Below are 24,996 nucleotides of genomic sequence, written 5' to 3'. Positions count from 1 at the left end.
CTTTATCTCCTCTCTAAGATGCAGTCCTAGTGCTTTTCATATATTTATTTACAATCATATTTGCTAAAAAATTGATTAATAAAACGAGTACAATCAGTACTGATGCTGTTGCAAAAGTTTTTTCCTTTGATATCCCTTCTGAAGCTAATAGGTATAAATGAACAGACATGGTTCTAGCTGGATCCATAATTGTTTTTGGTAATCCTAAAGCACTCCCTGCAGTCAGCATAACTGCAGCAGTTTCTCCTATAGCTCTACCAATTCCTAATATTAATCCTGTTAATATACCTGATATACTACTTGGTAATACAACCTTTACAATTGTTTCCCACTTAGTAGCTCCAAGAGCTAAACTACCTTCTCTATATGATTGAGGAACTGTTTTAATAGATTCTTCAGTAGCACGAATAAGTGTTGGCAAAATCATCAATGCAAGTGTTAATCCCCCTGATAAAATTGACCATCTTAACTTTAAAAATATTACAAAAAACACAAATCCGAATAATCCAAATATAATAGAAGGAATTCCTGCTAATATTTCAATGCCAAATCTTATAAGCTTTACAAACTTATTATCTTTAGCATATTCTGTTAAATATATAGCTGCACAAACTCCTATTGGTGTAGCTATAGCAATAGACACAATACTTAAATATATAGTTCCAGCAATAATAGAAAAAATTCCACCACTTCTTCCCATACTTTTAGGCTCTTTTATAAAAAAGTCTATATTTATATGCTTTACACCATTTAAAAGCACATATCCAATAATGGATAACAAGATTAAAGTCGTCAATGTTACTGCAAAATATACCCATAAATAAGCTATTTTTTCTTTTAAGTTTAAATTTTTCTTTTTTATTGCTATTTTTCCTATATGAACCTTTGTATTTACAACCATTTTTCTACTTCGCCCCCAGTCTTTTCATTGTTCCTGTTGCAGTAATATTCAACAGCATAATAAACATAAACAATATAATCCCAGTAGCAAACAATGCCTTTTGATGCATAGGAGTTGCATATCCCATCTCCATTGCAATTGTTCCTGTTAATGTAGAAACAGAATCTAATAAGCTTCCTGGAACTTTAGGCATATTTCCTGTAATAAGAATTACAGCCATTGTTTCTCCAACAGCCCTTCCCATTCCTAAAACAACAGAAGCTATAATACCAGATCTTGCTGCAGGGATAATTACTTTTGTAATAGTTTCAAAATGAGATGCACCTAAAGCAATAGAACCTTGCTTATACTCAACTGGTACAGATCTTATTGCGTTTTCAGAAACATTTACAATAGTTGGTAAAATCATAACAGCAAGAATAATAGCTCCCGCTAAAATACTATATCCGGATGTATAAGCATCTGGATTTAATTTTTGTACAATCGGCAATATGTGTATTCTTATAAAAGGAACAAGAATAGATAATCCAAAAAATCCATATACGACAGATGGTATTCCTGCTAATAATTCAATCGCAGGTTTAAATACTTTTACAATATGCTTTGGAGCTATTTCAGCTAAAAACACTGCACAAGTTATCCCCATAGGAACGCCTATTATCAAAGCCCCTAAAGTTACTGATATTGACCCTATAATCATAGGAAATGCACCATAATAACCATTTGTTGGACTCCATGTTTTTCCAAATAAAAAATTTGTTATACCATACTCTTTAAGTATTGGTAAACCTTCTTTAAAAATAAATAAAGTGATTAAAAATACAGATAAAGTTGCCACTACTGCACAAATCAAGAGAATGCTTTCAATAATTTTTTCATACTTCTTCATACCAAAATTCCTCCCAAATGCTTTAATAATTATTCCTCATAACCTAATCTTAAACTCCATTCTTTATATAAAGATTAATTCTATGTTAATTAAATGTTAATTTCATTTCTATAGGTAAACAACTTCAAAATAAAATATAAAAGATAGTTCATTCCAGATAACTTTTGAAAAAACAAAACTTCATTCCATGAAAAAATACTAAACCTTCAAAACTCACTTCGTTCAAACAATGAAGGTTATTAACGTATTTTTCATGAAATTTCAGTAAGTTTTTTTACAAAAGTTATCGAAGTCATTCACTTATCTTTATATATTTCTTTTTTAATGTTGATGTTGTTTATCTATAAACAAAAAATATATTTAAAATAAACATAAGATGACTTTTAGCCATCTTATGTTTATCAAATGGGAGGATATCAAATCCACCGTAGCTTACTGAATTATTTTACTGAGATAAATTCCTCTTTTACAATTTCTTGTCCTTCATTTAAAACAAACTCAATATAAGCTTTAACAATTTCTGATTCATCACCCTTCGTTAAATATAAGAAAGGTCTTGTGATCTTATAAGTCCCTGCTTTAGCATTTTCTTCTGTTGCTTCTACACCTTCTACTTTTACAGGTTTTACTGTATCATCTACTGCCCCCATTGAAATATATCCAATTGCAGCAGGCGTGTTTGCTACCGTTTGTTTTACAGCACCTGTTGAAGGTTGAACCAATGCATTTACAGTAGTCTTGTCAACTTTTTTGCCTTCTGCATCCTTTTTTTGTACTTTTGTAATTTCTACAAATGCCCCTCTTGTACCTGAACCTTCTTCTCTACTTACAACTGTTATTGCTTGATCCTTTCCTCCAACCTCTTTCCAATTTGTGATTTCTCCAGTAAATATTTTCTTTATTTGTTCTAATGTTAGATCTTCTACTTCATTAAATGGATTGACTACAACAGCAATTCCATCCTTTGCGATAACATACTCTGTTAATCCAAATTCCTTTTCTGATTCTTTAATTTCTCTGGAAGCAGCACCAATATCAGCAATTTTATCTACTGCTGATTTTACACCAACACTTGAACCCCCACCTTGTACTTCTACAGCTACTTCTGGATATTTTTCCATAAATACTGCTGCTAACTCTTCTGATAATGGCTGTACAGATGTAGAACCTGCAATAACGATTTTTCCTGATAACGTGTTTTCTCCTGTTTTCTCTTGTACTGGTTCACCGTTACTTGTACAACCTGCTAACATAACAATAACTAGCATACATACTAAAGCTAATGATAAAAGCTTTTTCATTTTACTTTCCCCCATTCATTTTTTTATGAATATTCCTTTAATTTACATACATAGTATAATTCTCTTATGTTAAATAAAAATAAAGAGCTTGTTAAATAGATGTTAAAAATCGAGTAGGAGGTAGATAATCCTCCTACTCGATTATAGGAATTTTTACAATAAACTCAGAGCCTTTTCCTAATTTACTATTTACCTTAATATCTCCATCAAAGGAGAATACAATATGCTTCACAATAGCTAATCCTAAGCCTGTACCTCCTACTTTTCTTGATCTAGCCTTATCCACCCTATAAAACCGTTCAAATAGCCTTGGTATATGCTCTTTCGGTATCCCTATTCCTGTATCCTTTACTACTATAAAAATGTGATCATATCTTTTATAAGATAATACCTTCACTTGTCCATTCTTTGGCGTATATTTAATTGCATTTTCCACAAGGTTCAAAATCATCTGCTTAAATAAATCCCGATTGCCATAAATAGGTGGTAAATTAGCCTCTAACTCTGTACTATAGGTAATGCTCTTTTGCTTTGCCAATGCTTGTACCATCATATTCATTTCACGGATAATTTCTTTTATAATAATTTCATCTCTCTTTTTAGCAAGTTTATGATTCTCAATAGCTGAAAGAGTAAGTAAATCATCAATCAATCTTGTTAATCGTTCTGTTTCAATATCTATAATATCTAAAAACCTATTTCTTACTTTTTCATTATCCATAGCACCATTTTTTAATGTTTCAATAAAACCACTAATTGAAGTTAAAGGAGTCTTTAACTCATGAGATACATTTGCCACAAACTCCGTACGCATATTTTCTAATTTCCTCATTTCTGTTACATCTTGAATAAGTGCCATAACACCAATAATTCTATTAGGATCCATATCTAATCTTATAAAGTTTGTATATATCTTTAGTATTTTAACTTCAGGATAATCAATAGTAATTTCCCTTTCTCCTACATTTTTATTATAAATAATATCCATCAATACATCATGTAGCTTATTATTTCTGACAACTTCTAAAATATGTTTTCCATATACATTTTCATCTTCAACATGAAACAATTCCATAGCTACTGGATTAATTAAAATAATTTTATAAGATTTATCAACAGCAAAAAGAGCCTCGTTCATGCTAGCTAATATTGATTGAAGCTTTGTATTTTTATCCTGAATTTCAGAAATAGTCTCATTTAACTTTTCTGACATAATATTAAAGGTATCTGCCAATATTCCGATTTCATCATTGCTTTTAATATATACTTTGTCTCCAAAACTACCGTTTGCAATTCTTTTAGCTGTCCTTGTAATTTCCTTAATTGGTCGTGTCACGCTATTTACGAATCTATAACCTAACACAGTCGTTACCAACAACCCGCAAAAAGCAGCAACCAGCGTATTCTCAAAAAGCTTATAATTTAGCTTCTTCATCTCAGTTAATGGAAAAGCCAATCTTGTAACCCCATAAATTTCATCCCCTATTTTGATAGGAACTGCAATATAGATATAATCCATCTCTGTTGTCGTACTCCATCGTTTACTTTTTCCAACTTCACCTTTTAATGCTTTTTTCACTTCTGGTCTATATAAATGACTTTCTATTTCTGATAACCTTTTCTGACCAATTTCTGAATCTCCAATAACCTTTCCCATCTTATTAATAAACGTTACTCTTGCATCAATCTGCTCTGCATATTCATTAGCATATTGAGAAAAATCTATATGTTCAAAAGAAATTTCTTCTGCCTTTTCTTTTACAAATTGATTAATAAGATTTGCATTAGTTGTTAATTTATTCTCTATATTTTTAACATAACTTGTTCTTACAAAATTAAGGGGCAGTAGCCCCGTTAATATAATTCCTATCAAAATAAGTATAGTATATGTTATAAAAATTTTCTTTTGCATATTTCTCACCTATTTCATCTTATACCCTATACCTCTTATTGTTTCAATATATATAGGATATTTATCATTATCCTCAATTTTCTTTCTTAAATGTCTTATATGAACATCTACTGTCCTTGTTTCACCAAAATAATCGTATCCCCAAATTTCATCTAACAAAAAATTTCTTGATAAAACTTTTCCTCTATTCTTTGCCAGTATTTTAAGTAATTCAAATTCTTTAAGCGTCAATTCTATATGTTCTCCATTTTTTGTTACTTCATGCTTTTCTACATCTATGACAATATCATTGACTTTAATATTTTTTACAACTTCTTTAGGAATTTCTTCAAACCTTCTTAAGATAGCTTTAATCCTTGCAATAAGCTCACGTACACTAAAAGGTTTTGTTAAATAATCATCTGCACCTAATTCTAATCCTAATACTTTATCTGTCTCTTCACCTTTAGCAGTTAACATGATAATAGGTATTTTCCTTGTTTTTTCATTATTCCTAATTTTTTTACATGCTTCAAAACCATCTATCCCTGGCAACATTAAATCTAATATAATCACATCTGGCATCTCTTCTTGTGCAATAACTATAGCATCTTCACCATTTTCACTAGTTATTACATCATATCCATTACTCTCTAAATTAAATTGAATCAATTCTATAATATGCTGTTCATCATCTACGACTAAAACTTTCTTTTTTTTCATCCTATCTCTCCTTCTAGCTTTCTATATTAATTCCATTATTGCAGCCATTCTACCAGTTACCCCTTTATCTCCTCGATAAGAAAATAAAACTTCTTGATTGCACATGGTACACATATTGCTTATTGTTATATTTCTTTCTAAAACTCCGATTTCCTCCAATGTAATTTTGTTCGCTTGCCATAAATCAAGCATATACTTGCTATTTCCTTTGAAAAATACGAATTTATCTAGGTTTGTAAAGTTTTTGTTAAATTCATCGATTACACCTTCATCTACTTCATAACAACATTTACCTATAGATGGACCGATTGCAGCAAGACAATCTTGAGGATTTGTTTTAAATTCTTCCACCATTTTTTTTATTACCTTTTGTCCGATTTTTAGAACAGTTCCCCTCCAACCTGCATGAGCTAGTGCTATTACTTTATTGACCGGATCTAGCAAAAATATAGGCACACAATCAGCATATACTGTAACTAAAGCTATTTTTTTTTCATTTGTAATTAGTGCATCTACTCCAATAATATCACTATCTTTTATAATCCCTTTCCCACGGTCCTCTTTTCTTACAATTTTTATATTATCCCCATGAATCTGATCAGAAAAAACTAAATGGTTTATAGATATTTCCAATCCTTCGCACAGCAATCTAAAATTTTCTATAATATTTTCTCTTAGATCATCAGTTTTTAATCCAAGATTCAACGTTTCATATTGACCCTTACTTACACCACCTATTCTGCTAGTAAAACAATTTTTTACCAATTTTGTCTCATCAAAGCTAGGAATTGAATAATATAACATTCCTTTTTTAGTTTTATGCTCTATAAAATTATTCACAATCCTCTTCCTCCGCTCTTTATAAATTTTTACTTTCCATCCATTTAAATAATAGCAAGTTATATAACTTGCTATTATCTATCATTACTCTTAAATTATTTTTCATTAATCATTTTTCTTAGCTCCTCCATAAACGTATTAAGATCTTTGAATTGTCTATATACAGATGCAAATCGCACATATGCAACCTCGTCTAAATCCTTTAACCGATTCATCACTAATTCGCCTATATAAGCACTTCTTATCTCCTTCTCCATAGTATTATGAAGATTCTTTTCTATGTCATCTACTATGCTTTCAATATCCTTCATAGATACAGGCCTTTTTTCACAAGATCTAATAATCCCATTGAGTATTTTATTTCTATTAAATGCTTCTCTATTGCCATCTTTCTTGATTACAATTAAAGGAATTTCTTCTATTTTTTCATATGTAGTAAATCTTTTTTTGCACTTGCTACATTCTCTTCTTCTTCTAATAGCTTGACCCTCTTCAGTAGGTCTTGAATCTACAACTTTTGTATCAAAATACTCACAAAATGGACAATTCATCTATCATCCCTCCTATTACACAATCGTAAAATTACTGAATCATTCTATGGTGTTACTCAAATTATAATATGCTATATTTAGTATGTCTACTAATTTTTTTCCTCTTCTTTTTCTTGTGTAATAATTTCGCTCTTTAATTCTACAAGTATTATATCTATCCCTATTTTTTTTATTTCATTCCATGTAATAATATAGTCATTGTTTTTCCCAAAAAAACTTAAAAACCTCCCAGGTCCCGGAACAATCAAAGCCTCTATTCTTCCCTTTTCTAAATTCACTTCAATATCTGATACAAAGCCTAATCTTCTGCCATCTATTATATTTATAATTTCCTTTTCTCTTAAATCAGAAGTACTAATCATTTTATCACCTACTTTATATTTTCATCTTTACACCTTTTGTTATAATATATAAGCTTGACTTAAAATATATGTGTATTTCCACAAAAAAACAAAAGCAAAAATTTGCTTTTGTTATATATACTTTCTCATATGTTTTAAAGCTGTTTTTTCTAATCTTGAAACTTGTGCTTGAGAAATGCCAATTTCTTCTGCAACTTCCATTTGTGTTCTTCCTTCAAAAAATCTCAAAGTTAAAATATGTTTTTCTCTATCACTTAACTTTCTTAGTGCCTCCCGCAGTGCAATTCCTTCTAGCCAAGTTTCATCTTCACTTTTTTCATCACTCACTTGATCCATTACAAAAATAGCATCTCCACTATCATGATAAATAGGTTCAAATAATGATATAGGATCTTGAATAGCATCTAATGCAAATACAACTTCCTCTCTAGGAATATTTAATGCTTTTGCAATTTCTGAAATATTTGGCTCCTTAGAATTCTTATTAATAAGCTGATCTCTTACTTGTAATGCTTTATAAGCTGTATCTCTTAGGGATCTACTCACTCGTATTGAATTGTTATCTCTTAAATATCTTCTGATTTCTCCTATAATCATCGGTACAGCATATGTAGAAAATTTCACATTATGACTCAGATCAAAATTATCTATTGCTTTTATTAATCCAATGCATCCAACTTGAAATAAATCATCTACATGCTCTCCTCTATTATTAAATCTTTGTATAACACTCAACACTAATCTTAAATTTCCTCGAATAAATTCCTCTCTTGCTGATAAATCTCCTTGATGAATTTTTCCAAATAACTTTCTCATCTCTTCATTAGTAAGTACTGGTAATTTTGATGTGTTTACACCACATATTTCTACTTTATTGATGTGCATGACAATTCCTCCATTTCTATGGATTATTGCCCCCTTACATAAAAAATTATTGCCTGATTATTTTTTCTTTATACTTTAGGTTTTGTTCAAAAAATTATAAAGCAGCATTTCTGCTGCTTATGTTAATCTTTTTATTTCTTTTCTCAATCTTGAAATAATCCTCTTTTCAAGTCTTGAAATATAAGATTGGGAAATCCCTAATAAATCTGCCACTTCTTTTTGTGTTTTTTCTACCCCATTATTTAATCCAAATCTTAACTCCATTATTTTTTTCTCTCTATTAGATAACTTTTTCAATGCTATTTCTAATAATTGTCGGTCTACTTCCTCCTCTAAAAACTTATAGATCAAATCATTATCTGTTCCTAATATATCTGAAAGCAAAAGTTCATTACCGTCCCAATCAATATTGAGGGGTTCATCAAAAGAAATCTCCGCTTTTGCCTTGCTATTTCTCCTTAAATACATTAATATTTCATTTTCAATACATCTTGATGCATAAGTAGCTAATTTTATTTTCTTTTCTGGATCAAATGTATTCACAGCCTTAATAAGTCCTATAGTTCCTATTGATATAAGATCCTCCACCCCAATTCCTGTATTTTCAAACTTTCTTGCTATGTAAACTACTAACCTTAAATTTCTTTCAATTAAAATTGTTCTTATTGCTCCGTCATCTTCTCCCAGTCTGTCCACAAGAAATAACTCTTCTTCTGAACTTAAAGGAGGAGGTAACGCTTCACTGCCTCCAATATAAAATATACTATCTTCTTTTGCACTTCTGAATTTTCTTGATATTTTAAATAAAAATATCCTAAAGTATAATTTTGCCTTCTTGATCATATCTAACACTATAACGCCTCCTCCTCTGATGAATAAATTACTTTAAAATATCTGGATGTAATAAAGCTGTATATTCTCCATTTTGAGATAACTTTTTTGTATAAACACCTACAATAATATTTTTTATACATTTTAAATTTTTTTCATCTTTTATTTTTACAAAATCAGGTTTAAAACCTATTAACATACCATTTTCTTTTCCCAACGACTTAAAAGGTATTACCCTAAAGCGATTCATCCATTCTGTTGTTTGAAATATTTTAGAGATTAAATCTAAATTAACATCTTGAGATTTATTAAAAACATTTTGTACATCTTTAGGCAATAAATCTTTTATAGCATCATACTCTACAATAATTACTGGATATCTAGACAATGGGTCTAATAATGCATTTCCTGTATCTAGCAATCCATTCAGTTGGCTAATGTGATTTTCAACTTCTATTTTTACAGGAATATATATTTTTTCTCTAGAAATCTTAACTTGTATATAATCCCAACAAAATCGAATTAAAATATATGCAACAATTCCAGAATAAATCAATAGTTTTACTGAAAAATTTCCAATATAGTATATACCATTACTTAACAATCCATTTAGATCCGTAAAGTAAAATAATGCAAAAGCTGCTCCACCAAACATAAATGAAATTAGATAAAAAATTGCTAATATTTTAAAAAAATCCATAAATTTGTATGGTGTAAATGTAATAATAATAATAAATATAGAGACAACTATTTTCATAACAAAGGTATACATAAACTCTAGTGAAGGAAAAAATATCACAAAAGCATAGCAAGCTCCTACAGCTGCACCAAGCCATACTCTATATTTAGGAATCTGTGCTTTGCTAAAATAACTTGTTAAATGAAGGATCAGCCAATTCATAAGCAAGTTTTCAATAAACAAATACTCTCCATAAACTTCAAACATATGCATTCCTCCATTTAGGAGATTCTTTTACTTGTTACACAATTATTCAAATGTCCTTTTGTTTATGACTATTATATATGAATTTCTCTTAAAACTTTGTCATTCTCTGAAGTCGAAAAAAACATAATTTCCAAAAAATAAATCTCTTAACATACGACAAAAGGTCGTTTAGTTTCCTAAACGACCTAAAGTTTATCTTCTTCTTCTTAAAAATGTAGGAATATCTAAATCATCATTAAAAGTATCTTGATGATCTACTTCATTTTTTTCTTCATTAGACTCTTCCTTATTTGTTACAGGCTTTTCTATATTGCTTTTGTTATTTTCAAACCCAGTAGCAATTACAGTAATAATCAATTCGTCTTTTAAATTTTCATCTATTACTGCACCAAATATAATATTTGCATCAGGGTCTGCTGCTTGTGCAACTAACTCTGCTGCTTCATTAACTTCAAATAATCCTAAGTTCTGTCCACCTGTAATATTAAGAAGCACACCTTTTGCACCTTGTATAGAAGTTTCAAGCAATGGACTTTGTATAGCCTGTTTAGCAGCTTCAGCTGCACGATTTTCTCCACTTACTCTACCTACTCCCATATGCGCTAAGCCTTGTTCAAACATAATAGTCTTTACATCTGCAAAGTCTAAATTTACAAGACCAGGAACTGCTATTAGATCTGATATACCTTGTACACCTTGTTTTAATACATCATCAGCAATTTTAAAAGCATCCATGATCGATGTCTTCTTTTCAGCAATCTGCAACAGCCTATCATTTGGAATAGTTACTAGTGTATCTACTTTATCCTTTAACTGATTTATCCCTAGTTCTGCATGCTGCATTCTTCTTTTTCCCTCAAAGGTAAATGGTTTTGTTACAACCCCTACTGTTAAAATTCCCATTTCCTTCGCAATCTGAGCTACAACAGGTGCAGCACCTGTTCCAGTTCCTCCACCCATTCCAGCTGTTACAAATACCATATCAGCTCCTTGTAGTGCTTGACAGATATCTTCCCTGCTTTCCTCAGCAGCTTTTCTACCGATATCAGGATTAGCCCCTGCTCCTAATCCCTTTGTAAGCTTTTCTCCTATCTGGATTTTATACTCAGCCTTTGATGTAAATAAAGCTTGTCTATCAGTATTTACTGCTATAAACTGTACTCCTTTAAGCTGAGATTCAATCATTCTATTGACAGCATTATTCCCGCCGCCTCCAACTCCAATAACCTTTATTTGGGCAAACTGCTCCATATCCACATCGAATTCTAACATACGTTTACCTCCTCCATAGAACTATGAAAATAATCAACTAGTCCAATTAAATCATCTAAAAATAATTTTTATCTATCAAGGATTCCTTTTTTACTTATTTATCCTCTTTTATATTATTTTATAGAATAACCATTATAATTTAATTCAACACGTTCAGCAAATATCCTCTTTTTTTATAATAAAAACTTCATTTCTGTCCTATTTTTTCAATAAAATGTCTTCTTAACATTGCAAAGTTGTTAAACAGTCTTCCTCCAAAGGTAAAAATTGCAGCATAATATAATGGAACACCAAGTCTATCACCAATATATCCTAAAAGTCCTGCTAAAATAGCATTGCCAAAAAAACCTGTAATAAATATACTAACATTAAATTTTTCTTCCATATATGCTCTTAATCCTCCAAAAACCGTATCTAAAGCTGCTAATATTGCTACAGACATATACAATGAGTAAGATGTTGGATAGGTAATTGGAAGATATAAGCCTAGCAAAATACCTATAATTAAACCAATAATTGCTATTAACAATTTATTCACCTTCTTCTGATACTTTTAAATACCTAAAATTGATTTCTTCAGAATACTTAGGTATTTTTATATTTAAGCTTGTGTTTACCTCCACATAAAGACCATACATTTTTAATAATTCTCCAGTACTTACCGGTGCTGTTAAAGCTGCCTCTAGCTTTTTAGGATCTCCTATAGCTTTGATAATAAATGGTTGCGCAAAAAACTGATTATTAATGCGCATACTATGTCCTCCACAGCTTATTTCACTATTTGCTAATAATCGCTGTCCATTGATAGATATTGCTTCTGCTCCTGCCACTTTTAGATCATTGATAATACTCAATATATCTAAATCATGAACTAAAACATCGTTTGGATCTTCTCCTTCTTCTAATTCTCTCGTTCCATCATCTAAAGTCAAAATGATTCCAGGACCTTCCATATCCATAAATCCACTTCTAAATTTTTCTTCTTTTAATTCTTTTAATAAAGCTTCCTTAAATTTCCCACCTTCTTCTTGTATTTTTTCATATTCTTCAATTTTATTTTCTCTATCAGCAATCATATCTTTAAGATTTTTTATTTCCTTATTCTCTCTTTCAATCAACACCTTATAATCATGAATAACTTTAAGCGGTACATATTCATACTGTCCCTTAACATTTTTAAACTGTAGTGCAAATAATAATCCTACTATTATACAAAGCATCAAAATATTAAATTCCCATACACCTCGTTTCATGAATTCACCTCAATTACTCCGTATCCTCAACAGGCTTAGCATACCTAAATTTTATAACTTCATTATATCTAGGAATAACCACTTCATCTTGCTTTTTTACGGATACCTGAAGGTTGTACATACTTTTCATGTGATCAACAATACCAAATCTTATATTTAGTGCTGATTCAAGCGTATCTGGATTACCTATCGCTTTAATGATAAAGGGTGGTGCTGTTGGAACTGCATTAATATTTACGTTGCTACCTGCAAGATTAATCTCTGTACGTGAAACAAATCTTTGATCATTTATAGAAATAGCTTCTGCTCCTGCATCATTCAATTTATTAATTAAGCTTAAGAGCAACTCATAGTTATACATAATCGTACTATCTGTTAAAAACTCTGGATCCATTGGTGGATCATCTACAACAACTACTATTCCCGGACCTTTTACTTTTCTAAGTCCTGATATTATTTTATACTTTTCTAGCTCTGCACTCATATTTTTTACCAAAACATTTTTTTTAGATTCTGCATCTTCTATTTCCTTCATTTTTGCTTCTAATGAATTTACTTCCTCTAATAAAGCCTCTTTCTCTTCCCTAATTTTCTTTAGTTCAGCAGCTAATTCCTGTGCTTTTTGGACAGGAGCTACTCCTCCTAAATTGGTTTGTACAGTTTTGAATTGTAAAGCTATTACCACACCTAAAACAATGCATACTAACCCAATAGCTAGTTGTGCTTTGATATTTTTCATGCTGCCTCCTCCTATTCTACAGGCCTATAGCTTGGATAACCTTCATGGCTTATATCAATAACACCCCTTATAATTTTCTTTTGATTCAAATCTTCTAATATTTTCTTTAATACCTTTAATCGATAATCCAAATTATTTCCTTCTCCTATTTTACAGCTCAAATTATCAGTAAATTTTATAATTATATCTTTTTTATTTGTTACATCTAATTCCTTTATAAGTATTTGATTTTTATTAATCCCTCTCACAATTTCAAGTGCTTTACTTAATTGTGATTTATCCTTTACTGTTAAAATTGCACCTTCTATAAAATTTGTAAATTCAAGACCTTTTATAATTTTTAAATTGCCATTGCTCGTAGAAGACCTAAGAACCATTCCATCTTCATCAATAATTAAAAACTCATTCATAAAAGGAATAGCTGCTTCTTCTTCTCTTTCTACTATCTGAATAACCATTCTATCTGGTAGTTTTCTTTTTACATCAGCTGTTTTTACGTAAGGATTGTTATATAAATTGGACTCTATATCTTTTATACTTTCCTTCAAAATATGATTACCTAAAATAATTCCCGATTCAGCTACGATTTCCTCTTTTGATATAGTTGTATTTCCATAAACTTCTATTTTTTTTATTTTAAAAATGTCTGTTTTAAATATAATAATAAAAGAAACCACACTTACTAAAATCATAATCAAAAATATAATTCCTTTTTTTCTTGCTTTTACTTTTTTATCAATGCTTTTATGATATTTTTTCATAGCTTCTCACCTTTATAGGGTTTGTCCATTCATTTTTTATTACTTAAGAGCAGCATAAGCTGTCTCTTAATCAATCCTATAAATATAGGCACCTAATTTTTCTAACATCTTATCTAGTTCATCATATCCTCTATCAATATGTTTAATATTATCAATCATAGTAACTCCATCAGCTACAAGTCCTGCTAATACTAAAGCAGCTCCTCCTCTTAAATCCTTTGCATATACCTTTGCACCTGTAAGTTTTTTTACCCCTTGTACAACAGCAACTCTACCATCAATTTTTATTTTAGCGCCCATTCTTGTTAATTCATCTACATGCTTATATCTATTTTCAAAAACAGTTTCTGTAATAATACTTGTACCCTTAGCCACAGTCATAAGGGACATAAATTGAGCTTGCATATCTGTTGGAAATCCTGGATATGGTAAAGTCTTTATCATTTCAACTGCCTTAATGCTGTTTGGCATATTAATTTTTACACTATTATCCTTCTCTATTACAAAAGCACCTGCTTCCTTTAATTTAGCTATCACTGGCTTCATATGATCAACAATCACATTTTTTAATAAAACCTCTCCTCCAGTTATAGCCCCTGCCACAGCTAATGTTCCTGCAACAATTCTATCAGGAATGATTTTATGCTCCACATTATGAAGCTTATCAACACCCTCTATAATAATTTCACTTGTACCTGCTCCTAATACCTTTGCACCCATTTTGTTCAAATAGTTCTGCAAATCTATAATCTCAGGCTCCTTAGCAGCATTTCTAATTCTTGTTGTACCTTTTGCCATAACTGCAATCAACATTGTATTTTCCGTTGCGCCTACACTTGGGTAATCTAAAAGTATCTCGCTTCCCTGTAATTTTATCACTTCACACTCCAAAAATCCATGAGATTCTGTAATCTTAACTCCTAATTCTCTTAAGGCTTTCAAATGAAGATCAATAGGTCTAGGACCAATCTCACAACCACCTGTTTGACATAACATGTTGTACGTTATATTTCATATCTATTATTATACCACCTTTATGATATATTTCGCTGAACATTATATCATCAATATTGTAAAGTGTCTTTGCTTCTTCTGGAATTTCATATTCATCATAGACAATAATTTTATTTATTAGTAATTCAACTGCTTCCTTTGACAATCCATTTTCTCGTATGTTCTTCATGGCTACATCAATTTTATCAATATTACTTTCTAGTTTATCTAGGTTGTTAATCCTATTTTTAATTTCTTCTATTTGTTTTTGCAAGATATTAATATTATTTTCTAACTCTTTTGATTTCTTTTCAAATATGAATTCTGGAATTTTGCCATCTAACTTGTCATTATATACCTGTTCATATTGTCCTTTGAATTTACCTAAATTATTTTCTAGTTTCATTAATATATGACTTTGACTTTCTTTCTTTTCCCTTGTGTCTTTTAACTTACTATTAAAATATTGCCTATAATCTGGATTTTCTAACATGTTTTCTATATGTTTTTTTATTACATTATTAATATCTGACTCTCTTACTCTATGAGTAGTACACCCTCTATCTTCTATATGTGGTTTAATTTTTCCTTCTTTAAAATACTTACCACAAACAAAAGCATCTAATCTTCCTTTTTTTCTAATCATATACATAGCTGTTCCACATCTGCCACATTCCATAAATCCAGAAAGCAAAGCAGGTTTTTTAGTTTTAGGGGCAAAGTCACTTTTCTTCTCTCGAATCCTTTTGCATATTTCAAATGTTTCCTTATCAATAATAGCTTCATGATGGTTTTCTATTCTAATCCATTCACTTTCTGGTTTTCTTTTAGTTTTTTTACTTTTATAACTAACCTTTTGTGTTTTACCAGAAACCATAGTTCCTGTATAAACTTCATTATTAATAATTCTATTTACATGTTGAGCTATCCAAGTGCTTGCTTGTGGTCTATTTGGGTTATTTCTATATGCAGATGGAGTTGGAATACCTTCTTCTGTTAACATAGTTGCAATAGCCCTGTACCCATAACCTTCCTTATATAAGTTGAAGATTTTCTTAACTACCCAAGCAGTATTTTCATCAACAATTAATTTATTCCCTTCCTTTTTATATCCATAATGTGCTCTAACCAAAAAATCACCCTTTTCCATTTTACCTTTTATGGTAGCTCGGATTTTTTCGGAGTCATCTCTTACTCGTCTTTCGTGGAAATATGCTTCTAATGGAAATAATTCAGCATCATATTTTCTTTCATAGAATTCTAACTCTACTCCATATTCTTCTATAAATTGAACAAACCCAAGAGCCTCATATTGATTTCTTCCAAGTCTTGAACTATCCTTCATTAGTATAGTATCAACTTCACCACGTCTTATCATATTTTTAATTTCATCAAGCCTTTGAAAATCAGTACCTGTCATGTTATCGTGCATAATTACTTTGACTATATTATTATATCCTTTTTTACTACAGTATCCAAGCAATAAATCCCTTTGAGTTTCAATTCTTTCATAATTTTCCATGTTGTCATCACGACTTTCTCTACAATAAATCAAAACACGTTTATTATTATTTTTAATTTCATTATGACGATCATTAATATATCTTTGAGCTAATGCACACATTTCAAACTCAACTCCTTTATCTTTTTTCGTTAAATAAAAGAATAAAACACCATGTCCAAATAAGCTATAATATCATATTTTAGCTTATTTGTCCACAGTGTTCTAATTCAGTTCATTCAAGGCTTCAAATCACTTTTTATTTCTTTATCAAAGTGAATTTGTAATATTTTCAGCAGTGTTTCTTTAAACTTATCTTCCGAGGTATCTTTGTTTGAACTTGTAAAAATAACAAGTCTATCATTCTTACTCATATATACCTCCTCATATTACTGTTATTAAATCTTATGTAGGAGGTACTTGTCTATATTTCATATTTTTTATATATTTTATTTTCAAGCACATCTATATTTACAACTTCTTCTATTAAGTTATGGGTATTTTAAATTCTATCTAAACTCCTAACCTATGAACATAGAGTTCATAAGTGTTCATAGTTTGAATCCATATATTGTAGTTCAAGTAATGTTTTCTTTGCCTTTCTATAGTCCCAAGCTATATTTAAAACCTTCTCTATTACCCTATCTTTATTTGCTATCCATATGTTAAGCTTATTTACCTGTTCCAGAGCCTTCACAAAGACTTTCTGTCCATCTAATAAATCACCAGCAATTACAGCTTCATAGAATGGGTGTCCTGTTGGATAATAGAAATCTATTCTTATTATCAAATCTTGCCCCATGCCATTTTTATTTCTTTCAAGGAAGGTTGTAATTTCTACTTCACATTCACCTTTAGTGTCAGCTCTGAAAGCTTTAATCATTACATCATCACCTATAATAAGGAATAGGATTACCTTCTTTATCTTTACTTGCAGATGAAGTCATAGAGTTTATTGGGTATTCTTCCATTGATGGGAACACCTCTTTGGCTAACTTTTGGATTCTTTTATCAAGATACAATAGCAATCTCCTTTCTCATCTTTATTAATAACATTCCTATTAGTATTGATTTAAACTTGTCTATATTTGATTTAATGCTCTAATAAGTTAAATAGCTATTAAATATCTAATCGTATGAAGATAGTTTCTAGATTTGTGTCAGTTATAGGGTTGGATCTATGTCAATATTTTGGACAACAAAAAGTTAGTTTTTAACATACAATTTTAGCCTCATCTTCTACTTGTTGAGGGGTTTTATATTTTAATGATCCATGAATACGACTTCTATTGTACCAACTTTCAATGTATTCAAATATAGCTAATTTAGCGGTATGAAAATCTATATATTTTACATGATGAATTTCTTCTTTTTTTAATACAGAATGGAATGATTCAATAGGAGCATTGTCATAAGGACACCCTTTACGACTAAAGGAATGCTGTATCCCCTTAGATTTAAGGTACTTCCCAAATTCCATGCTTGTATATTGCGAGCCTAAATCGGAATGCAATACAAGTGTATCTGTAGGGTTTTGTGAAATATAAGCATTCTTTACAGCCTGTAAGGCTACATTTACAGTCATAGCAGTATCAAATGAATACCCTATTATTTTACGAGAATGAAGATCCATAACAGATGCAAGATAGCACCATCCATCTTTTATCGTATGTATATAAGTGATATCCGTTACCCATTTTTGATTAAGTGCAGTGGTTTGAAAATCACGATTAAGTAGATTAGGATATTCTATGACTTTCTGTTTTGTTGAATAAGGTCTATACTTTTTGACTGTAATAGCATAAATACCAAGCTTTCGCATTATTCTCTGTACTCTTTTTATGCTAACTGTGTATCCTTTTTTTAAAAGCATATGATATATTTTAGGAGCACCATATCTTCTTTTAGATTGAGTATAGATGTTATAAATTGTTTCTTTTAGTTCTTTATTTTCAAGTTCTCGATTAGAAGGTGTATGACAAAGTGCATTATAATAAGAGCTACGAGAAACTTCTAGTATTTTGCACATAGCTTGTATAGAATGTTTATCAGACTGCTCTGTAATAACTTTAAATAATTGATCGTCATTTATGCTTTGGCGAATATGGTGATAGCCTTTTTTAAGATAGTATTCTCCTCCTGAAGGCGTGCAATTTGTTTTTTTAATTCTGCTACATCATTTAATGTAGTAGTTTTTCAATCTGATGTAGATATAGGAGAAAATCTTTTAATCCATTTATATATAGTGACATCTGAAACACCATATTCGCTGCTTAATTCTTTTACAGAACGACCAGAATAATAAAGATCTACAATTGTCTTTTTAAAATCTTGATTGAATTTTTTATTGTTCATTATGGACACATCCTCTCAGTTATTATTTTATATATTTAACCAATTTGTGTCCATAAAACTATACTAACACCAATTATCTAACTCACTAAATTATTTAAATAATGGATAATAAATACAGCTCTTCTTTTTAATTATTATTACTTATTATTATTTATTATCTTTATTTATCTAAAAAAAATAAATAGAGCGTGGATTTCACGCTCATTACATATCTGAAGCTATTAATTTTGAATACTTTAATGACTTAATATAGTTTTCAATAAAAGTCCAATCTGGTTTATTGTTTTGTGCTGGTAATTTTATAATAGATTTATTCATTCTAGTTTGATTCCACTTTCTCCCATAATTAAATCTATATTTTTCCTTTCTCATTAAAGTTATTAAAAACATAGCAATATACTCATTTAATTCAAACTTTGGATTAAGTACAACAACGTCAGAAGTTGCACAGAATGGCTTACTCTGATAAAAAGCTTCTGCAACACTATTACCATTTTTAACTACTGTTATTGTATTTGCTTGATGAGTAGGTTTAAAACTCACATAATAACTCACCCCATTATTTTCACGAGTAGCACTTACTAAAGGTGTATCGCCTTTATTTCTTTTAGCTTCTTTGATTAATACACCCCTACCATTTTCTATATCGAAAAGCTCTTCATACTTAAATCCTTTCCAAGCTTCAACATTGATCTTCTTCTTATTATTCAAACTATATTTTTTCTCTACATCTAAATATGCTGGTATTTTCATAGTATATACCCATTCTGGTACATTTGATGGTATTAAGATATCTTTCAAAGACCTGTTAGCCTGTCTGCCATAATTGTATCTATATTTGTTTTTTCTTAAACATATACAATAAAATAATTTTTCTCTTAAAGTCATTTCATTTTTGGGGGTTAAATAACAAACATCTCTACCAGAATAAAATTCATAGGGTTGAACAAAACTTTCCATCACCCCATTGCTACCTAGAGCAACTGTAATTAACCCCCTTTCAAGTGGCTTTATTTTATCAATTCTCTTTACAATAGCTGATACCCCATTGTTTTTAGCAGTTCTTGAAACAAAATTTACTGTATTTTCATTATGCTTATCGTATTGTTCTAATCTACTTAATACTAAATTAGTACCATACGTGATTTCAAATAAATCTGATACTTTACTCATCTTCATTTTCATCACAACCATTCATTATTTTAAATACCATGTATTTTTTCATTACATTTTCAAAATCTTCTTCTGTTATATCACTATAATCCGTCTCCATATAAGCTTCAGCACACCATTCATCATTAGCTGTAACTTTTTTCTTCACACTATAACCCGGTATTTCTTTTTTATTAAAGTACATGTCTAACCACTTAACCTTAATTCTTTCCCACCTGTGGTATAAATCAATTCTTCCTTCATTTTTAGTTTTTACAAATCCATCATCTTTCCAATATCCAAACCATGATTCATAATTTGCATTATGTGGAACTTTGGCTCTAAATACCATAATACATGGAATAACACCTACAGGATAGAATAAATCATCTGGCATGCTCATTACGGCTTCCAGTGTATGTTTTTTTAAAATTTCTGCTTTTAATGGATGAGTTCCAATAGCTGTTCCCATAGGAACTATAGCAAATCCTAAAGAATTTGGTTCTAAACAATCTAGCATGTGTTTAATGAAGTCCAATTCTGAAAGCCCTTCACCTTTTTGCGAGTACGGTGGATTAATAAATCCAACTGTTGGCTTCTTTGATTTTAATTGTTCATCAAAAGAAAAACAGCTTCCTAAATATAAGTTGGATTTTCCATCACCTCTTAATATCATATTTGAAGTTGCTAAAGCAAACATATTTGGCTGTTGCTCTACCCCTATAAGATTATTTGATTTTATATGTTTAATTTTTTCTTCAGAGTTCCCTGCTTTTTTAATCATTTCATACATAGCACTTATTAAGAACCCACCTGTACCACAACAAGTATCTAATACAACACTATCTGGAGTTAAATTTGCCATTTCAGCAAATAATTCTGTAATATGTCTTGGTGTAAGAACAATACCAAGTGATTTCTTATCTCCACCTGTATATCTCAAGAATTCTCCGTAGAATTGACCAATTACATCAATATTATTATATGAATTCATAAATGGTTTAACATGTTTATCTATTTTTTCAACAATATTAAATAATGTATCTCCTCTATTAAGTTCTGGGTGAGTTTCTATAAAACTATATACTTGTATAAGGTTTTTAACCTTGCCTTCTGGTATTTTAGAATTTTTTACCACTGTTTCAATAGTTGTAACGATTGAGTGAGCTAAATCACTTGCATTGCTTATATATTTATAACTATGTAAAAAAGCTTGGTTAGATAGAGCAATTAAAATTCCACTAACCAAAATAGGTTTTTCAGTTTCAGTTAATTTTGCATAATCCCTCATATCGTTATGTAAATCTTTTGAAAACTTCATAAGTTCAAAATAATTTTTCTTTTCTATTATAGGGTTTCTTTCGACAATATTAATATAATCATATATAGTTAAAATCCCATCATCATTTAATGGTTCATATTTATTGCTACCTTTAGCCCATAAATAACTATTTATTTTTAATTCATTTTCATTTTGTCCACTTACCCCTATAGCAATTACATTAAAATCTTTAGATAAATAATCTGCATAGTTAAGTGCACCATCTACAGCATAATCAGCATATTTTTTTCTTTCTTTGCTCTCATGTTTCTTAATATCAGCTTTACATTCTATCACAACTACTAAACTTTTATTTTTGCTAGTTGTAATTATAAATTCTGGATATCCTTTCCCTTTTCCTTTTTTACTAGCATCACTCAATAACTTATCAACTCTTGGTATGTTACTGCTTTGTTCTTCGACTGTTACTATTTTATCATCATAATAACCTTTTTCTCTTAATATATCTCTAACTAAATTTTCCGTAATCCTTTCATTCAATTCTATTTCCCCCTTACATTATTACAATAAGCTAGACAAAAATATTATACCATTAGTGAATAAATTAGTACATTTGTAAAAAACAGACTCTATTGTTTATAGTATATATAATATCTTTACAATAAAGTCTGTTCCTAATATTTTATTATATTTTTGAATATTAAATAGTAAATTAGCTTATTAAATATGTTCTATTTTTTATAGGGCTTGTCCATTTTTATTGGTTAAAGAAGGTTGGTGTTTTAAATATTTAATATTTAAAACTTTTTCAAAATACTTATATATATCAAACAATCCTTTTGTACCAATAAGTTCTGTTATCCACCTGGATAACTGATTTTTACTTTTCCACATCGAGCAAGCATTGGACCCATCAAAAATATAGAAGATCTCATTTCCCTTACTAAATTCTCAGGAATTTCATAAGAAGATAAAGTGCTTGAATCTACCTTTAGTGTATGTTGGTCAAAAGTCACTGTACATCCAATAGCTTTTAATATTTGTATCATTGAGTGAACATCACTAAGATTTGGACAGTCAAATAATATATTTTCTCCTCCATTCATAACAGTAGCAGCCAATATTGGAAGAACTGCGTTTTTTGCTCCACCAATTCTTATTTCTCCATTTAACTTATTTCCTCCTCTTATCAGAAACCTACTCACATATTCCACCTCCGAGCTGTATTCATAAATACAATCATTACATTTTTTATAAATGCATTTTTATCGAATAAAAAATCGTTAATATATTAATCATTTTATGCATAATTCTCGAAGGTGTTACGACAACAAATATATGAAATCATTTTAAGACCTAATTAAATTTAAAATATTTGTATAAATCATATCTGTAGCATTTGGCTTTGCCAACTCTTTACTTTTAGCTTCCATTTCTTTTAGACGGTTTTTATCATTCAAAAATACATTTACTAAATTGATAATATTTTTACTTGTCAATTCTTTTTCAGGTAATAAAACAGCTGCGCCAGTTTTTTCCAAAACCTTTGCATTATATTCTTGATGATTATTCGCTACATAAGGAGATGGTATTAATATAGTCGGTAATCCCATAGCTGTAACTTCAGCAAGAGTTATAGCACCTGCTCTACACATAACCAAATCACTTGCTCCCATATACATTGCCATATCATAAGCATATTCCATTACTCTAATATTATCTTTTAGCTTAAAGTTGTGCTTATTTAACATCTCCAATATATTCTTATAATGGTTGCTTCCTGTAATAAGGATCATGTAAATATCCTTTCGCCCATTAAATTTCATTAAAACCTCTGCCATTGTTTCATTTATTTTTTTTGCTCCTCTACTTCCTCCAAATGCCATTACTACAAAAGAATCATCAGCTATTCCTAAAGCTTTACGACATGCATGTTTATTGACATCTATAAAATCCTTTCTTACTGGATTTCCTGTTACAACTATTTTATTGCTATTGTAAAAGTAATCTTTAGATTCTTCAAAGCTAACCAGTATTTTGTCTACAAATTTTGAAAGTATTTTATTTGTCATACCCGGAACAACATTTTGTTCATGGATTATAGTTTTTATATTCAATAATGAAGCAATAAAAACAACTGGACCACAAACATATCCTCCCGTACCGATTACTAAATCCGGCTTAAATTTCTTAATTATCTTTGCAGCATCCTTTATTCCTAAAAATAAATCTTTTATAGAAAAAATTGTATCTATTGATAGCTTTCTTTTAAAACCTCTAATTGTAATAATTTCTAATTTATATCCTGCTTTAGGTACAAGCTGACTTTCTAAGCCTTTTTCTGTCCCTACAAATAATATTTCAACACCTTTTATTTCTTCCCTTATCTTATTCGCTATTGCGATTGCAGGATAAATATGCCCTCCTGTACCTCCACCTGAAATTAATACTTTCATTGCTTCATCTCCTATCTAAATTCGAATGTCTAGATATATTTAATAAAATTCCCATAGCTGCCATAAATATTGCCAGTGAGTTCCCCCCCCAACTTATAAAAGGTAAAGCTATTCCAGTAACAGGCATGGAAGAGGTGGCAACTGCAATATTTATAATTACTTGCACAGCTACCATAGCAGTTATACCAGAAGCAAGCAAACAACTAAATAAGTCTGGAGCATTAATAGAAATTCTTACACCTCTCCAGATCAACAAAAGAAATAAAAGGATTACCGTTACACAACCAATAAAGCCTAATTCCTCCCCTATAATTGCAAATATGAAATCATTTTGCGGTTCAGGTATGTAAAGATATTTCTGAATACTTTTTCCAAGCCCCACACCAAATAATCCACCTGACCCTAAGGCATAAAGGGATTGAATTACTTGATATCCTGCCCCTCTAGGATCTGAAAAAGGATCTAAAAAGCTTGTTAATCTTTTCATACGATAAGGAGCTATTAAAATCATAACAGCTAAGAATCCAATACCACCAATACCCATAGCCATTACATGGAACCATCTCATACCTGCCACAAACATCATAGAAGCAATAATCATACTAATGGTAACTGCTGTACTCATGTTAGGCTGTAATATTATTAGCCCAAAATATATTCCTATAATAACAAGGCATGGAATAACCCCATTCACAAAGCTTTTGATTTTTTCAGTTCTCCTAGAAAGCATAGATGCCATAAAAATAATTGCACATATTTTTGAAACCTCTCCCGGCATGATTGTAAACCCACCAACACCTAACCACCTTCTTGCACCATTGATCTCTTTGCCAAGTGGCGTGAAAATAAGCAATAACAAAATCAAACTAAATATGTAAGCATATGGTGCCATTTTTCTATATTTCCAGTAATCATAATTCATCGTAAAAAACATACCTATCATACCTAGTCCAGCCCACATCAATTCCCTTTTTAAAAAGTGATAGGAATCATTCATTTTAGAAAGTGCATAGTAATGACTAGAACTAAATACCATAATAATCCCTATTACAACTAGTATTAATACTGTAAGAAAAAGGGTAAAGTCACTTGACCTTTTTTTTGCCACTTCG

25 protein-coding genes and 1 pseudogene are annotated in these 24,996 nt (G+C 30.2%); all 26 read right to left on the bottom strand.

The features are described from left to right. Positions 1–13: 13 nt before the first annotated feature. Positions 14–901: a phosphate ABC transporter permease PstA gene (pstA, locus tag KVH43_RS10785; protein ID WP_218282532.1), complete on the bottom strand. Its 888-nt coding sequence runs from the start codon at positions 899–901 to the stop codon at positions 14–16. A 4-nt stretch (positions 902–905) separates the two neighbouring features. Continuing rightward, positions 906–1,790 carry a phosphate ABC transporter permease subunit PstC gene (gene pstC, locus KVH43_RS10780; protein ID WP_218282531.1) on the bottom strand — a complete coding sequence of 295 codons (885 nt, stop codon included), beginning with the start codon at positions 1,788–1,790 and terminating at the stop codon, positions 906–908. A 440-nt stretch (positions 1,791–2,230) separates the two neighbouring features. Beyond that, the gene (locus tag KVH43_RS10775; protein WP_218282530.1) at positions 2,231–3,091 is read right to left on the bottom strand and encodes a phosphate ABC transporter substrate-binding protein; all 861 of its coding nucleotides are present in this window, start codon (positions 3,089–3,091) and stop codon (positions 2,231–2,233) included. A gap of 133 nt (positions 3,092–3,224) precedes the next feature. Continuing rightward, the gene (gene pnpS / locus KVH43_RS10770) at positions 3,225–4,526 is read right to left on the bottom strand and encodes a two-component system histidine kinase PnpS (protein ID WP_476695949.1); all 1,302 of its coding nucleotides are present in this window, start codon (positions 4,524–4,526) and stop codon (positions 3,225–3,227) included. A 486-nt stretch (positions 4,527–5,012) separates the two neighbouring features. Further along, complete coding sequence (locus tag KVH43_RS10765; protein ID WP_218282528.1) at positions 5,013–5,705, bottom strand: response regulator transcription factor; 693 nt, start codon at positions 5,703–5,705, stop codon at positions 5,013–5,015. A gap of 21 nt (positions 5,706–5,726) precedes the next feature. Next, a complete protein-coding gene (gene pgeF, locus KVH43_RS10760) occupies positions 5,727–6,545 on the bottom strand; it encodes a peptidoglycan editing factor PgeF (RefSeq protein ID WP_255547747.1) in 819 nt (272 codons plus the stop codon). A gap of 95 nt (positions 6,546–6,640) precedes the next feature. Continuing rightward, positions 6,641–7,096, bottom strand: a complete 456-nt coding sequence (gene nrdR / locus KVH43_RS10755) for a transcriptional regulator NrdR (RefSeq protein WP_218282527.1) — start codon at positions 7,094–7,096, stop codon at positions 6,641–6,643. A gap of 89 nt (positions 7,097–7,185) precedes the next feature. Next, positions 7,186–7,458 (bottom strand): YlmC/YmxH family sporulation protein, encoded by a 273-nt coding sequence (locus KVH43_RS10750; protein ID WP_218282526.1) that lies wholly within the window; start codon positions 7,456–7,458, stop codon positions 7,186–7,188. A gap of 111 nt (positions 7,459–7,569) precedes the next feature. Next, a complete protein-coding gene (gene sigG, locus KVH43_RS10745; protein ID WP_218282525.1) occupies positions 7,570–8,343 on the bottom strand; it encodes an RNA polymerase sporulation sigma factor SigG in 774 nt (257 codons plus the stop codon). 117 nt (positions 8,344–8,460) lie between these two features. Further along, positions 8,461–9,186: an RNA polymerase sporulation sigma factor SigE gene (gene sigE, locus KVH43_RS10740; RefSeq protein ID WP_218284149.1), complete on the bottom strand. Its 726-nt coding sequence runs from the start codon at positions 9,184–9,186 to the stop codon at positions 8,461–8,463. 37 nt (positions 9,187–9,223) lie between these two features. After that, complete coding sequence (gene spoIIGA, locus KVH43_RS10735) at positions 9,224–10,120, bottom strand: sigma-E processing peptidase SpoIIGA (RefSeq protein WP_218282524.1); 897 nt, start codon at positions 10,118–10,120, stop codon at positions 9,224–9,226. 192 nt (positions 10,121–10,312) lie between these two features. After that, positions 10,313–11,392 (bottom strand): cell division protein FtsZ, encoded by a 1,080-nt coding sequence (gene ftsZ, locus KVH43_RS10730; protein WP_218282523.1) that lies wholly within the window; start codon positions 11,390–11,392, stop codon positions 10,313–10,315. Positions 11,393–11,579: 187 nt separating this feature from the next. Beyond that, positions 11,580–11,921, bottom strand: a complete 342-nt coding sequence (locus KVH43_RS10725; protein WP_218282522.1) for a small basic family protein — start codon at positions 11,919–11,921, stop codon at positions 11,580–11,582. 1 nt (position 11,922) lies between these two features. Beyond that, on the bottom strand, positions 11,923–12,645 hold the full coding sequence (locus KVH43_RS10720; RefSeq protein WP_218282521.1) for a DUF881 domain-containing protein: 723 nt from the start codon (positions 12,643–12,645) through the stop codon (positions 11,923–11,925). 13 nt (positions 12,646–12,658) lie between these two features. Next, positions 12,659–13,384: a DUF881 domain-containing protein gene (locus tag KVH43_RS10715; protein ID WP_218282520.1), complete on the bottom strand. Its 726-nt coding sequence runs from the start codon at positions 13,382–13,384 to the stop codon at positions 12,659–12,661. Between the two features lie 11 nt (positions 13,385–13,395). Beyond that, positions 13,396–14,145, bottom strand: a complete 750-nt coding sequence (locus KVH43_RS10710; protein ID WP_218282519.1) for a cell division protein FtsQ/DivIB — start codon at positions 14,143–14,145, stop codon at positions 13,396–13,398. A gap of 66 nt (positions 14,146–14,211) precedes the next feature. After that, on the bottom strand, positions 14,212–15,141 hold the full coding sequence (gene murA, locus KVH43_RS10705; protein WP_218282518.1) for a UDP-N-acetylglucosamine 1-carboxyvinyltransferase: 930 nt from the start codon (positions 15,139–15,141) through the stop codon (positions 14,212–14,214). Continuing rightward, positions 15,116–16,762 (bottom strand): recombinase family protein, encoded by a 1,647-nt coding sequence (locus KVH43_RS10700; RefSeq protein ID WP_218282517.1) that lies wholly within the window; start codon positions 16,760–16,762, stop codon positions 15,116–15,118. The genes murA and KVH43_RS10700 overlap by 26 nt, the downstream gene beginning before the upstream one ends. 116 nt (positions 16,763–16,878) lie before the next feature. Then, positions 16,879–17,013: a hypothetical protein gene (locus KVH43_RS13305; protein ID WP_255547746.1), complete on the bottom strand. Its 135-nt coding sequence runs from the start codon at positions 17,011–17,013 to the stop codon at positions 16,879–16,881. 167 nt (positions 17,014–17,180) lie between these two features. Beyond that, entirely contained in the window at positions 17,181–17,522 is a 342-nt protein-coding gene (locus KVH43_RS10695; protein ID WP_218282516.1) for a hypothetical protein, read from the bottom strand. A gap of 330 nt (positions 17,523–17,852) precedes the next feature. Continuing rightward, a pseudogene (locus KVH43_RS10690) lies at positions 17,853–18,994 on the bottom strand (IS3 family transposase). A gap of 204 nt (positions 18,995–19,198) precedes the next feature. After that, the gene (locus KVH43_RS10685) at positions 19,199–20,173 is read right to left on the bottom strand and encodes a restriction endonuclease subunit S (protein ID WP_218282515.1); all 975 of its coding nucleotides are present in this window, start codon (positions 20,171–20,173) and stop codon (positions 19,199–19,201) included. Then, positions 20,160–21,968, bottom strand: a complete 1,809-nt coding sequence (locus KVH43_RS10680) for an HsdM family class I SAM-dependent methyltransferase (RefSeq protein ID WP_218282514.1) — start codon at positions 21,966–21,968, stop codon at positions 20,160–20,162. The genes KVH43_RS10685 and KVH43_RS10680 overlap by 14 nt, the downstream gene beginning before the upstream one ends. A gap of 317 nt (positions 21,969–22,285) precedes the next feature. Then, on the bottom strand, positions 22,286–22,633 hold the full coding sequence (locus KVH43_RS10675) for a UDP-N-acetylglucosamine 1-carboxyvinyltransferase (RefSeq protein ID WP_218282513.1): 348 nt from the start codon (positions 22,631–22,633) through the stop codon (positions 22,286–22,288). Between the two features lie 144 nt (positions 22,634–22,777). Next, a complete protein-coding gene (murG, locus tag KVH43_RS10670; RefSeq protein WP_218282512.1) occupies positions 22,778–23,884 on the bottom strand; it encodes an undecaprenyldiphospho-muramoylpentapeptide beta-N-acetylglucosaminyltransferase in 1,107 nt (368 codons plus the stop codon). A 4-nt stretch (positions 23,885–23,888) separates the two neighbouring features. Then, the gene (gene spoVE, locus KVH43_RS10665; RefSeq protein WP_338028342.1) at positions 23,889–24,992 is read right to left on the bottom strand and encodes a stage V sporulation protein E; all 1,104 of its coding nucleotides are present in this window, start codon (positions 24,990–24,992) and stop codon (positions 23,889–23,891) included. Positions 24,993–24,996 lie beyond the last annotated feature (4 nt).

The organism is Crassaminicella indica (assembly GCF_019203185.1).
GTDB lineage: Bacteria > Bacillota > Clostridia > Peptostreptococcales > Thermotaleaceae > Crassaminicella > Crassaminicella indica.
This window is presented reverse-complemented; position numbering and strand designations above follow the sequence as displayed.